General features: G+C 62.9%; 11 protein-coding genes. 2 read left to right on the forward strand and 9 right to left on the reverse strand.

What is annotated here, in order from left to right:
* Positions 1 to 140: 140 nt before the first annotated feature.
* The 9 genes from SADO_RS01645 to mutL form a co-directional block, all read right to left on the reverse strand.
* A complete protein-coding gene (locus SADO_RS01645) occupies positions 141 to 1,445 on the reverse strand; it encodes an adenylosuccinate synthase (RefSeq protein WP_353108664.1) in 1,305 nt (434 codons plus the stop codon).
* 2 nt (positions 1,446 to 1,447) lie between these two features.
* Positions 1,448 to 2,638: an ATP phosphoribosyltransferase regulatory subunit gene (locus SADO_RS01650; protein ID WP_353108666.1), complete on the reverse strand. Its 1,191-nt coding sequence runs from the start codon at positions 2,636 to 2,638 to the stop codon at positions 1,448 to 1,450.
* A gap of 20 nt (positions 2,639 to 2,658) precedes the next feature.
* Positions 2,659 to 2,844 carry a DUF2065 domain-containing protein gene (locus tag SADO_RS01655; protein ID WP_353108668.1) on the reverse strand — a complete coding sequence of 62 codons (186 nt, stop codon included), beginning with the start codon at positions 2,842 to 2,844 and terminating at the stop codon, positions 2,659 to 2,661.
* Between the two features lie 8 nt (positions 2,845 to 2,852).
* Positions 2,853 to 3,734, reverse strand: coding sequence for a protease modulator HflC (hflC, locus tag SADO_RS01660; protein ID WP_353108670.1), 882 nt, complete (start codon positions 3,732 to 3,734; stop codon positions 2,853 to 2,855).
* Positions 3,731 to 5,092 carry a protease modulator HflK gene (gene hflK / locus SADO_RS01665; RefSeq protein ID WP_353108672.1) on the reverse strand — a complete coding sequence of 454 codons (1,362 nt, stop codon included), beginning with the start codon at positions 5,090 to 5,092 and terminating at the stop codon, positions 3,731 to 3,733. The genes hflC and hflK overlap by 4 nt, the downstream gene beginning before the upstream one ends.
* 353 nt (positions 5,093 to 5,445) lie before the next feature.
* Complete coding sequence (gene hflX, locus SADO_RS01670; protein ID WP_353108674.1) at positions 5,446 to 6,789, reverse strand: ribosome rescue GTPase HflX; 1,344 nt, start codon at positions 6,787 to 6,789, stop codon at positions 5,446 to 5,448.
* 20 nt (positions 6,790 to 6,809) lie between these two features.
* The gene (gene hfq / locus SADO_RS01675; protein WP_353108676.1) at positions 6,810 to 7,076 is read right to left on the reverse strand and encodes an RNA chaperone Hfq; all 267 of its coding nucleotides are present in this window, start codon (positions 7,074 to 7,076) and stop codon (positions 6,810 to 6,812) included.
* A gap of 57 nt (positions 7,077 to 7,133) precedes the next feature.
* Positions 7,134 to 8,087, reverse strand: a complete 954-nt coding sequence (miaA, locus tag SADO_RS01680; RefSeq protein ID WP_353108678.1) for a tRNA (adenosine(37)-N6)-dimethylallyltransferase MiaA — start codon at positions 8,085 to 8,087, stop codon at positions 7,134 to 7,136.
* An 11-nt stretch (positions 8,088 to 8,098) separates the two neighbouring features.
* Positions 8,099 to 9,943, reverse strand: a complete 1,845-nt coding sequence (mutL, locus tag SADO_RS01685) for a DNA mismatch repair endonuclease MutL (protein WP_353108680.1) — start codon at positions 9,941 to 9,943, stop codon at positions 8,099 to 8,101.
* A gap of 226 nt (positions 9,944 to 10,169) precedes the next feature.
* Here mutL and SADO_RS01690 point away from each other — a divergent pair, with 226 nt between their 5' ends.
* Positions 10,170 to 10,622, forward strand: coding sequence for a Fur family transcriptional regulator (locus tag SADO_RS01690; RefSeq protein WP_353108682.1), 453 nt, complete (start codon positions 10,170 to 10,172; stop codon positions 10,620 to 10,622).
* A gap of 56 nt (positions 10,623 to 10,678) precedes the next feature.
* On the forward strand, positions 10,679 to 12,145 hold the full coding sequence (locus tag SADO_RS01695; protein WP_353108684.1) for a catalase: 1,467 nt from the start codon (positions 10,679 to 10,681) through the stop codon (positions 12,143 to 12,145).
* The last annotated feature ends 10 nt before the right edge of the window (positions 12,146 to 12,155 follow it).

A 12,155-nucleotide genomic window follows, 5' to 3' on the forward strand; every position in this document is an offset into this window, starting at 1 on the left:
CGCGATCCGCCGAAGACTCACAAGCAAGGTAAGCGAAGCCGATCGTCTGCCCTGCCTGACAACCGGCTGCGATCGCTACCGACCAAAGTAGAAGGCTTGGTCGCCTAGATGGCCGGCGCCCGGCGTGCCGGGCGCGAGTCTCAAGCCGTCGTTGCGCCGAACGGGTTACGCAGCACGATTGTGTCAGCCCGGTCGGGACCGGTCGAAACGACATCGATCGGCGTGCCGGTAATCTCGGCCAGACGGTCCAGATAGTTGCGCGCAGCCTCCGGCAGATCGTCGTAGTTGCGTACGCCCACCGTGGATTCGCTCCAACCCGGCATCTCCTCGTACACCGGCTCACAGCGCGACAGCGCATCGGCACCCAGCGGCGGCACGGTAATCGTCTGGTTGTCGCAGCGATAGCCGGTGCACAGCTGGATGGCATCCAGGCCGTCGAGCACGTCAAGCTTGGTGATACACAGCCCGGAAAGACTGTTGTTGAACGCCGCGCGGCGCAGGCCGACCGCGTCGAACCAGCCGCAACGACGGGCCCGGCCAGTCGTGGCGCCAAACTCGGCGCCCTTGGAGGCCAGATGACGGCCGTTGTCGTCGTCAAGCTCGGTCGGGAACGGCCCGGAACCGACACGCGTCGTATAGGCCTTGACCACACCGAGGACGTAGTCGAAATACATCGGCCCTACGCCCGTGCCGGTCGCTGCGCCGCCGGCCGTGGTGTTCGACGACGTCACATACGGATAGGTGCCGTGATCCACGTCGAGCAGCGCGCCCTGCGCACCTTCGAACAGGATTGAATCATCGGCCATATAGGCCTGGCGCAGCAGTTCGGCCACGTCGCCGACCATCGGCGCGATCTCGTCCGCGTAGCGCAGGCAGTCGTCCAGTGTTGCCTGGAAATCGACCGGCGCGACGTTGAAATAGTTCTTGAGCACGAAGTTATGGAAATCCAGCGCTTCGCCCAGCTTGCTGGCCAGCATTTCACGCCGAAACAGGTCGCCGACGCGGATCGCGCGACGCGCGACCTTGTCTTCATAGGCCGGGCCGATACCGCGGCCGGTCGTGCCGATCGCGGTCTTGCCACGCGCTGCCTCGCGCGCCTTGTCCAGCGCGATATGGCTGGGAAGGATCAACGGGCAAGCCGGGCTGATACGCAGGCGGCTGCGCACGGGCACACCGCGCGCCTCGAGCATGGCCATTTCCTCGATCAGCGCATCCGGAGACAGCACCACCCCGTTGCCAATATGGCAAGTCACGCCGTCGTGGAGGATGCCCGACGGAATCAGGTGCAGCACCGTCTTCTCGCCGTTAATCACCAGCGTATGACCGGCGTTGTGGCCGCCTTGGAATCGCACGACGTGGCGGGTGCGGTCGGTAAGCAGGTCGACGATCTTGCCCTTGCCCTCGTCGCCCCACTGGCTGCCGATCACGATGACGCGTTTGCCCATGACTAGACCTTTGTTTCCAGCGGCCGCACTTCCCAGCGACCATCAATGAATTCGAGAACCCGATCGCAGTCGTCGCCGGCGGCGTCGTTGGCGCCCGGTGTCGCCACGATCACGCGTTCGCCCGCCGACCGTAGACGCCGCACGCAGGCGACCAGCTCGGGATCGCTGCCCGGCGGCGCGTGGATACCGCCACGGCGCGTTTCCGGGTCGAAACGCCCGAGCGCGGCCAGCAGATTGAGATCGGCCGAGAAGCCGGTCGCAGGCCGGGGCCGGCCGAATACCGCACCGACATCGTCGTAGCGCCCGCCACGCGCGAGCTCGCGGCCAAGTCCCGGCGCGAAGGCCGCATACAGCAGGCCGGTCTTGTAGCGATAACCGCGCAGCTCGGCCAGATCGAGAAACAGCGGCACCTGCGGGTAATGCGTGGCCAGCAGATCGATCATCTCGCCGAGACGTTCCAGCGCGGCGTCGATTTCGTCGTCGATCCCGGAAAGCGCCTCGCGGGCCTGGGCGAGCACACTCGGCTCGCCGTTGAGCTCGATCAGCTGCAGGAAACGCGCATGACTCTGCGCATCGATCCGTCCATTGGCCGCCATGCTGTCGAGATCCGGGCGCGATTTGCGCTGGATCACGTCGAACAGCTGCGGCTCGAGATCGACCGGGATATCGGCATGGTCGACCAGGCGTCGATAGATGGCGACGTGACCGAGATCCAGGCAGGCGTTGTCGATCCCCATCAGGCCGAGCGTTTCCAGCATCAGCGACACGATCTCGAGATCGCTGTCGATATGCGCATCGCCGAATTTCTCCACGCCCACCTGCAGCGGCGAACGCGAACCGCCCGGCTCTTCGGGCCGGGTGCGCAGAATGCTGCCGATATAGCAGTACCGTGCGGCGCCGACCGCCTGCAGACGATGCGCGTCGATACGCGTGGCTTGGGTGGTCATGTCCGAGCGCACGCCCATCATGCGGCCGTTGAGCTGATCGGTCAGCTTGAAGGTCTGCAGGTCGAGCTCATGACCGGCGCCGGTGAGCAGCGAATCGAGATACTCGATCAACGGCGGGCGGATCAGGTCATAGCCCCAGCGCCAGTAGAGATCGAGCAACTGCCGTCTTGCAGCCTCGAGACGCCACGACTCGGGCGGCACCATTTCCTGAATGCCCTCGGGCAGAAGCCAGCGGTTCGATTGCATCGCGTTTCGAGGTCTTTTCGTCAGTGAATGAATTGCAGCAGCAGTGCGCCCAAGCCGATGAGCACGCCGCCAAACAGACGCAGGCTGCGGCCGTCCACATCGGACAGCCGCAGCATCATTTCGCGCCAGCGCTCCGGCGCCAGAAAGGGCATCAGCCCTTCGATCACCAGTACCAGCGCCAGAGCCCTCAGCAGATCAGGCCACATGGGCGCGCTCAGCGACTGGAACTATCAGCCGAAGGCTTCGGATTGAAGTACTTGAACAACTCGCCGTCCGGACGCAGCAGCAGCAGATCGTCGTCGCCGAGCGCGTCCCGATAGAGCTGCAGGCTTCGATGGAAGCTGTAGAACGTCGGGTTCTGCTGATACGCGTTGGCATAGAGCTCGGCCGCCTTGGCATCACCCTGACCACGGATCGTCTGACCTTCGCTGTAGGCCTCGGCCAGGATGATCGTGCGCTCGCGTTCCGCGTCGGAACGGATTTCCTGAGCCGCCGCATCACCCTGTGCGCGTAGCGTCCGGATCACTTCCTGACGTTCCGAACGCATACGCTCGTAGACCGATTCGCTGACTTCGTCCGGCAGATCGAGACGCATGATGCGTACATCGGCGATCTCGACGCCCAGTTCCTTGGCGTCCTGATTCGCCTGCACCTGCACCGCGGCCACGATCTCGTTGCGATCATCACCCACCGCCTGGCGGATGGTGCGCTTCGAGAATTCGGCCAGCAGATCGTTCTCGACGATTTCAGTCAGCAGATCGCGGGTCCGCTGCTCACTGCCCTGGGTCGACAGGTAATAGTCGACCGTATCGTTGATCCGCCACTTCACATAGAAGTCGACCGCGAGGTTCTTGTTCTCCGAGGTGAGTACGCGCTCAATCTCCTCGGTGAAGGTCATGATCCGGCGATCGAAGGAATGCACGGTCTGGATGAACGGGATCTTGAAATGCAGGCCCGGCTCGTAGTTCTGGCCCACGATCTCACCCAGTTCCACGACGACGACGCGCTCGCGTTCGTCGACGATGAACGCCGAATCCAGCGCCGCATAGCCGATGATGAGGACAATGATGATCGCGAAAATATGCTTGGGACTCATGAGTTGCGATCCCGGCTGCGAAGATTGCTGGAACGGTCGTTGGACGAGGACGAAGACCCGCCGCTCGAGCCGTTGTACGAGGACGAGCTGCTCGAGCTGTCGTCACCACTACCGCTATTCACGCCGTTGTTCGCAGCGTCCTCCACTTTCTTGTTGCGTTGTGCATCGTTGAGCATCTTTTCCAGCGGCAGGTACATCAGCGGTCCACCGCCGCCCTGCTCGGCCAGAATCAGGTTCGCGCTCGACAGCACATCACCCATGCTTTCCAGATAAAGACGCTCGCGGGTGACTTCCGGCGCACGCTCGTACTGGGCCAGCAGCTCGGTGAAGCGCGAAGCCTCACCCTCGGCGCGGGCGACCTTCTGCTCACGGTAACCGCGGGCATCCAGAAGAATCCGCGCCTGATCACCCTGTGCACGGGCGACGATATCGCGGGCATAGGCCCGGGCGATGTTCTTCTTGCGCTCTTCTTCCTCACGGGCCTTGATCGCTTCCTCGAAAGCGCCCTGCACCTGTTCCGGTGGCTGCGAGTACTGCACGTTGATCGCCACCACGTTGATACCGGCGTTATAGCTCGACAGCGTGGCCTGCACGATCTTGCTCACGTTCTCGGGCAGCTTGGCACGGGAACGGTCGGTGATTTCCGGGTAGGCGTTCTGCTGAGCCTTGATCTCGTCGACGAGCTTATCGTCCACGCCCTGCAGCGCGTCCTTCTCGGCCGGCTGGCCCGAGCCTTCCTTCAGGTCGACGTTATCGAGCGCCCGATCTTCGAGCTCCTCGACCTGCACGCCTTCCTGAATGACCTGGTTCATCCGGCTGGTGCCGACGATCTCGCGGACCGCCGAGCGCAATACCTGCTCGACCGTGGCATCCGGCTCACGCAGCTGGAACAGGTAGTTCATCGCGTCGGAAATACGATACTGAACCGCGACTTCTACCTCGACGATGTTCTCGTCCTTGGTGAGCATGACCGCGCGGTTCTTCGCACGGCGCACCTGCTGCGTGTCCACCTTGTAGACACGGTCAATCGGGTAGGGGAAATGCCAGTGCCAGCCCGGGGCCTGCGTTTCGGTGTAGTTGCCGAAACGCAGCACCACGCCCTTCTCGCCCGGCTGGACAACGTACAGACCGGTGGCAAGCCACACGACCAACGCGATGGGGACAATGAACAGCAGGATGGCCGGGCTAGGGCCGCCGGCACTACCGCCGCCGTTGCTACCACTGTTGCCGCCGTTGTTACCGGAGAAGCGCGCACGAAGCTTGCGCCATATCTGGTCCAGATCCGGGGGGCCGCTGCCGTTGTTCTTGTTACCGCCACCCCAAGGATCCTGGCCTTTGCCAGGCTCATTCCAGGCCATCAGGAAACCCCCGTTCCAATCATTTGTGGATCGCGCTCGCGCACCAGGCCCTCTGCCCGGCACACGCGCGACATTGGGCCGTTACGCGCCCCACGGCCAAGGCGCGCAACGCCGCCAACAGGCGAGCTGGGCGGCGTCATCGGTCGTTCATTTGCCATGAGCAAATCACTCTTCCTCTTCCTTGCTAGCCGCGCGCAAGGACTCCGGCGCGACCGCATATGATTGGAACGGGGTTTTCCGCGCTCATTCTTCAGGCGAAAGCGCGATTCTATCGGGCGCCCCCACCCCTGTCGAACCCCGGCGACGCTCGGTCGCTCGGGCACTGAAACTGGCGTACGTCTAACTTAAGGGGTCTACGTGACCGGAACGCTCGAGGATGCTTCAACCCGCGGGGTCATGCGCGATGCGCGACGCTCGATCAGCACCTCGTCGAAACGCAGTTCGGCCTGCGACACGATGCGCTCCAGATCGGCCTGTGACGCCGTGACCGTAAGCAGGCTTGCGCCCTCGTCATCGTAGCTTTCTGCGTCCACGACACCGAGCTCGAACAGCGCGGCGCGCAATCGACCGGCCGCCGCCGGCACGCGAAGCACACCCACGATCATGTCCGGATTACAGAAATCGGCCAGCACCGCGCGCAGCGTCTCCACGCCTTCGCCGCTCATCGCGGACAGCCAGACTCGGGTCGGCACGCCATGGGCGTCGGTTTCCACATGGGCCGTCTCGTCGTCGACCAGATCGACCTTGTTGAATATCTCGATCTGCGGCACGTCGCTCGCGCCGATCTCGTCGAGCACATCGTTGACCTCGCGCGCATGGGCCCGGCGCTCGACATCCGCCGCATCGATGACATGCAGCAACACATCCGCCTCGCGGGTTTCCTCCAGCGTCGCCTTGAAGGCCGCGACGAGTTCATGCGGCAGATCACGGATAAATCCCACCGTATCGGCCACGATCAGCGGCTCGCCTACCGGCACGTCCATACGCCGTAGCGTCGGATCGAGCGTTGCGAACAGCTGATCCGCGGCGTAAATGCTTTCGCCGGTCAGACGATTGAATAGCGTCGACTTGCCCGCGTTCGTATAGCCGACGAGCGACACGATCGGCGTACGCGCGCGCCGCCTCGCTGCCCGGCCCTGTTCACGCCGCGCGCTGACCTTCTCCAGCCGCTGGCGCAACATCTTGATGCGATCGTTGAGCAGCCGGCGGTCGGTTTCGAGCTGGGTTTCACCCGGCCCGCGCAGGCCGATGCCGCCCTTCTGGCGCTCAAGATGCGTCCAGCCGCGCACCAGACGCGTCGACAAATGCTGCAGCTGGGCCAGTTCGACTTGCAGCTTGCCCTCGTGCGAGCGCGCCCTTGTGGCGAAAATATCGAGAATAAGACCGGCACGGTCGAGCACGCGTGCATTCAGGCGCTTTTCGAGGTTGCGCTCCTGACTCGGCGACAGGTCGTGATTGAATACCACGAGCTCGGCGCCGTGCTCATGCGCCGACTCGGCGATTTCATCGACCTTGCCGCCACCCACGAAATAGCGCGGGTCGGGCAGCTTGCGACTGCCACCGATATGATCGAGCACATCGGCTCCGGCCGATTTCACCAGTTCGCGAAACTCGCGATCGGCCTCGTCGTATTCGTCGACGCCGAACGCGAGATGCACGATCACGGCCGCCTGTCCGCTCGGCGGCCGCTCAAACATGAAAAATTCCGGTCAGTGACTTATTGCGGATCGCTTTCAGCCTCGTCGTTGCTCAGATTCATTTCCTCGTGCATCTCCGAGCGTACATTGCGCGCGGGCACGATTGTGGAAATGGCGTGCTTGTAGACCATCTGATTGACGGCGTTGCGAAGCAGCACCACGAACTGATCGAACGATTCGATCTGCCCCTGCAGCTTGATGCCGTTGACCAGATAGATGGACACCGGCACGCGCTCTTTGCGCAAGGCATTCAGGAATGGTTCTTGTAGTGTTTGGCCTTTTGCCATGGGTACAGACTCCGAGAGCTAAGTATAAAAATTTTGTTAAGACGATTGTATCACGCGTCAATCGATCAGCGCGGATTCGCGCAAATAGCTTAGCGCTTGTTTTATATCGGGTTTTTCGTCACTCACCAGCCAGTTAGCGCCCTCGATAGAGCGCAGCCAGGTCAATTGCCGCTTTGCAAGCTGGCGCGATGCAAATATCGCGCGCTCTACACCCTGTTCCAGCGTCAGTTGTCCGCTCATGACCTGCCATAGCTGACGATATCCGACCGCGCGGATCGCCGGTAATTCGAGGTCTAGATCGGGCCTGGCGTGGAGTTTTTCAACCTCTTCGTAAAATCCCTGTGACATCATCGATTTAAATCGAGACGCGATACGCTCGTGCAGCGTGCTGCGAGCCGTCGGCGCCACCACGAGCTTGGTAATAGACCACGGCAGCCGCGCAGCGTTCCGGGCGGCCTTATCGCGGGCATGCAGCACGCTCGGCGCTTCCCCACTGAGTGCATGGATCTCGAGTGCGCGCTGGATGCGCTGGGCATCGTTACGGTGAATACGCGCTGCGGTCGGCGCATCGATAGCCGCGAGGCGTTCATGCAGCGCGCCCCAACCCAGCGCCTCGGCCTCACGGGTCAGCTCTGCGCGCAGCCGCTCGTCACGACCCGGCATATCGCTCAGCCCGTGCTCGAGCGCGCGAAAATAAAGCGATGTGCCGCCGGTAAGCAGTGGCAGTTTTCCAGCCGCGTGGATGCGTTCGATTTCGGCAATCGCGTCGCGCCGGAAATCGGCCGCTGAATAAGGATCGGCGGGGTCGCGGATATCGACCAGCGCATGGGGCGCGCGCGCCAGCGTGTCGGCATCGGGCTTGGCGGTGCCGATATCCATGCCGCGGTAGACCATGGCGGAGTCGACCGACACGATCTCTGCGTTCAGCGTTTCCACGAGCTCGACGGCCAGCCCGGTCTTGCCGGATGCAGTCGGCCCGAGCAGGAACACGACACCAGGGCGCGCAACCACGCCAGCGCCGCTCACTTGCCGCGCATGAACAGGCGATCGAGCCCGCTCATGTCGACCTGCACCCAGCTCGGACGACCATGATTACAGTGGCCGGCGCGATCCGTGTGCTCCATATCGCGCAGCAGCGCGTTCATCTCGGTGAGCGTGAGCCGCCGGCCGGCTTTGACCGCCGCCTTGCAGCCCATATCGGCCAGCACGTCGTCGATCCGATCACGCACCGCCTGCGGGCCGCGCAACCCGTCGCCCAGATCGGCGACCATGTCGTAGGCGAGCGCAACGTAGTCTTCGTTGGCCAGCAGCGCGGGCACGCCGCGCAGCAGCGCCGTGGTGGGCCCGGCGCGAGTGATCTCCAACCCCACCGCTTCAAGGGCTTCCGCGTGGGTTTCCACGGCCGCCGCTTCCGCCTCGGCCAGCGACAACGTCTCCGGAACCAGCAGTCGCTTGCTTTGAATACGGCCGGCCGAATATTCCTGCTTGAGCTGCTCGTAGAGCACACGCTCGTGGGCCGCGTGCATGTCCACCAGGATCAAGCCCTGACGATTCTGCGCGAGGATATAAATATCGTGCAGCTGCGCGAGCGCATAGCCGAGCGCGGGCGCATCTTCGGCGTCTGTCTGCGGCGTCGCCGGAGCAGCAGGCGCTTGCTCCGGGGTTTGCGATGCGCCCTCCATAGGCGCCGTCGGCATCTGAAACGCATAGGCCGCACGCGTCTGGGCGATACCGGGCTGCTCTGCAGCGGCCGGACTGTCGAACAGCCTGGAAACAGGCCGGGGCGTGATCTCGCCGGACCCGCCTGCCGGCGCGACGGGCTCACTCACCGGCAGCTCGACTTCGCGTGCCGCATGCGGCTTGGCCTCGACGGCGGCGAGCGCGCGCCCCACGCTGCGGAACACGAAATCGTGCACCAGCCGCGATTCGCGGAAACGCACCTCGGCCTTGGCGGGATGCGCATTGACGTCGACTTGCCGCGGGTCGACGTCGAGATACAGCACATAGGCCGGATGACGCTGGTTATGCAGCAGATCGCGATACGCCAGCCGTACCCCGTGATTGAATACCTTGTCGCGGATCGGGCGATGGTTCACATAGCTGTACTGCCGATCGGCCTGGCCACGCGAGAATCCGGGCGTGGCGATCCACCCGGACAGCCGCATGCCGGCGGCTTGCTCATCGACGGCCACGGCATGATCGCCAAACGCACCACCGATGAGCTTCTCCACGCGGGTCTGCATGGCGTCGAGGTCATCCGCCGGGGCAAGCCGCGAGACCTCGGTGCCGTCGTGGCGCAGCACGAAGCCGATATCGAAACGCGACAAGGCCAGCTGATTGAACGCTTTTCGAATGTGGGAGAATTCGGTGGCCGGCGCACGTAGAAACTTGCGCCGGGCTGGAATACGCGCGAACAGCTCGCGCACCTCTACCCGTGTGCCCCGATCCAAGGCGGCAGGGCGGATCGTGTCGTTCTGGAGCTGCTGCTCACCCGGCGTCACCGCATAGGCTCGATCGGCTTCGAGCGCGCGCGATGTCAGCGTGAGCTGCGCCACCGACGCGATACTGGCGAGCGCTTCACCCCTAAAGCCAAGACTTGCCACGGCCTCCAGGGCGTCTAGGCTGTCGATCTTGCTCGTCGCATGGCGCGCGACCGCCAGCGGCAGCTCATCCCGGTCGATACCCCGGCCATCGTCGGCCACCAGTATTCGACGCAGTCCGCCATGCTCGATATCGACGTTGATCCAGCCCGCGCCGGCGTCGAGGCTGTTCTCCATGAGCTCCTTGACGATCGACGCCGGTCGCTCGACCACCTCGCCGGCGGCGATCTGGCTGATCAGTTGGTCATCAAGGAGACAGATCGTCATGGCGATAGCACGGTCGTCGGTTCGGGCGGCGGCGAACGCGATAGTTTCCGGCAACTCGTCGACGTTGGCAAAGCGAGAGCGGCGACATCGACCACATGCTCGACGATGCAAAACCTCTGTATCCCGCGCCGAGCGCGCTGTAACCGCCTTTCACTGAACTGTCGCCTATTTTTAACTGATTCGTAATCTTGACTAATTCAAGTTTATCGCCAATTATGTTCGCGCCATGAGTCAACAGACCACACCCATCGCCCAACAGCTGCGTGACCGCGGCCTGCGTGTCACCTCTGCCCGTTATGCCGTACTCGAATGGCTGGTCGTGCATCCGCACGCCACCGTTGAACAGGTGCATGACGGCGTCGGTCGCAAGATCGGATCGATCTCGAAGCAAGCCGTCTATGACGTGCTTGCCGCTTGTGTCGAAGCCGATCTCGTGCAGCAGATCAAGCCATCCGGTCATCCGGCTCGGTTTGAGCGGCGCACGGGCGATAACCACCATCACCTTGTCTGCCGCAGCTGCGGCCGCATCGAAGACGTCGATTGCGTGCTCGGAGAGAAGCCCTGTCTTACTCCGGGCCACGATCACGGCTTCGAGGTCGACGAGGCGGAGGTTATGTTCTGGGGGCTCTGCAAGTCCTGTCGGACGAGCAGCGTCGAGCCACAGGACAACGGTTTGTAACCGACTCGAATAATGCGGCGACCACGTCGCGTGAACCACCACTGGAGGGTAGAACCTTGACAGACGATATCCAGAAAACGCATACGACGACGGGCGGCGAGCCGTATCCGAGCGACGAGAATTCGCTCACGGTTGGCAGCGACGGCCCCATCGTTCTTCACGACCATTTCCTCATGGAGCAGATGGCGGCTTTCAACCGTGAAATGATTGCCGACCGTCAGCCCCACGCCAAGGGCGGCGGCGCCTTCGGTCACTTCGAAGTGACCGAAGACGTCAGCAAGTACACCAAGGCCAAGTTCTTGCAGAAAGGCGTCAAGACCGACATGGTCGCGCGTTTTTCCACGGTGGCTGGCGAGTCCGGCAGCCCGGACACCTGGCGTGATCCGCGCGGCTTTGCGCTGAAGTTCTACACCGAGGAAGGCAACTTCGACATGGTGGGTAACAACACCCCCGTGTTCTTCGTGCGCGATCCGATGAAGTTCCAGCACTTCATTCATTCGCAGAAGCGTCGTGCCGACAACGGCCTGCGCGACCACGACATGCAGTGGGACTTCTGGACGCAGTCGCCGGAATCCGCCCACCAGGTCACCTGGCTGATGGGCGATCGCGGCGTGCCCGCTACCTGGCGCCACATGAACGGCTATTCCAGCCATACCTACATGTGGGTCAACGCCGAAGGCGAGCGCTTCTGGGTCAAGTACCACTTCAAGACCGACCAGGGCATCAAGTGCATGACCCAGGAACAGGCCGATCAGATGGCCGGCAACGATGCCGACTATCATCGTCGCGACCTGTTCGAGGCGATCAAGCGTGGCGAGCATCCGACCTGGACCCTGCACGTGCAGGTCATGCCGTATGAAGATGCCAAAACCTATCGCATCAATCCGTTCGATCTGACCAAGGTCTGGCCGCACGAGGACTATCCGCTGATCAAGGTCGGCAAGATGACACTCGACGAGAATCCGGTCGACTTCCACACGCAGATCGAGCAGGCCGCGTTCGAGCCCAACAACATGGTGCCCGGCACCGGCGTGAGCCCGGACAAGATGCTGCTTGCCCGTACCATTTCCTATGCGGACGCCCATCGCGCCCGTCTGGGTGTGAACTACAAGCAGATCCCGGTCAACGTGCCGAAATCGCCGGTGAACAGCTATACCAAGGGCGGCGCGATGCGCGTGCAGAACGTCTCTGACCCGGTATACGCCCCCAACACCAAGGGCGGCGCTCACGCCAACCCCGGCATGTACCCGGCGAACAACGTCTGGGAAGCCGACGGAGAAATGGTTCGCGAAGCTTACAAGCTGCGCAAGGACGACGGCGACTTCAACCAGGCCAACGACCTGGTGAACAAGGTCATGAACGACGAAGAGCGTGATCGCCTCGTCAACAACGTGTCCGGCCACCTGTCCGACGGTGTCGGCGAGGACGTGCTCCAGCGCGCGTTCGAGTACTGGCGCAATGTCGATGCCACCATCGGCGAGCGTATCGAGAAGACCGTTCGGGAAAACCTGAAAGCGGCCTGATCGATCGGTC

The sequence above is a fragment of the Salinisphaera dokdonensis CL-ES53 genome, assembly GCF_040361215.1.
Lineage (GTDB): Bacteria > Pseudomonadota > Gammaproteobacteria > Nevskiales > Salinisphaeraceae > Salinisphaera > Salinisphaera dokdonensis.

Bases quoted from the DNA above. Each gene is read 5' to 3' on its own strand.
- SADO_RS01645 (WP_353108664.1), bottom strand. From the start codon at position 1,445: ATGGGCAAACGCGTCATCGTGATCGGCAGCCAGTGGGGCGACGAGGGC.
- SADO_RS01650 (WP_353108666.1), bottom strand. From the start codon at position 2,638: ATGCAATCGAACCGCTGGCTTCTGCCCGAGGGCATTCAGGAAATGGTG.
- SADO_RS01655 (WP_353108668.1), bottom strand. From the start codon at position 2,844: ATGTGGCCTGATCTGCTGAGGGCTCTGGCGCTGGTACTGGTGATCGAA.
- hflC (WP_353108670.1), bottom strand. From the start codon at position 3,734: ATGAGTCCCAAGCATATTTTCGCGATCATCATTGTCCTCATCATCGGC.
- hflK (WP_353108672.1), bottom strand. From the start codon at position 5,092: ATGGCCTGGAATGAGCCTGGCAAAGGCCAGGATCCTTGGGGTGGCGGT.
- hflX (WP_353108674.1), bottom strand. From the start codon at position 6,789: ATGTTTGAGCGGCCGCCGAGCGGACAGGCGGCCGTGATCGTGCATCTC.
- hfq (WP_353108676.1), bottom strand. From the start codon at position 7,076: ATGGCAAAAGGCCAAACACTACAAGAACCATTCCTGAATGCCTTGCGC.
- mutL (WP_353108680.1), bottom strand. From the start codon at position 9,943: ATGACGATCTGTCTCCTTGATGACCAACTGATCAGCCAGATCGCCGCC.
- SADO_RS01690 (WP_353108682.1), top strand. From the start codon at position 10,170: ATGAGTCAACAGACCACACCCATCGCCCAACAGCTGCGTGACCGCGGC.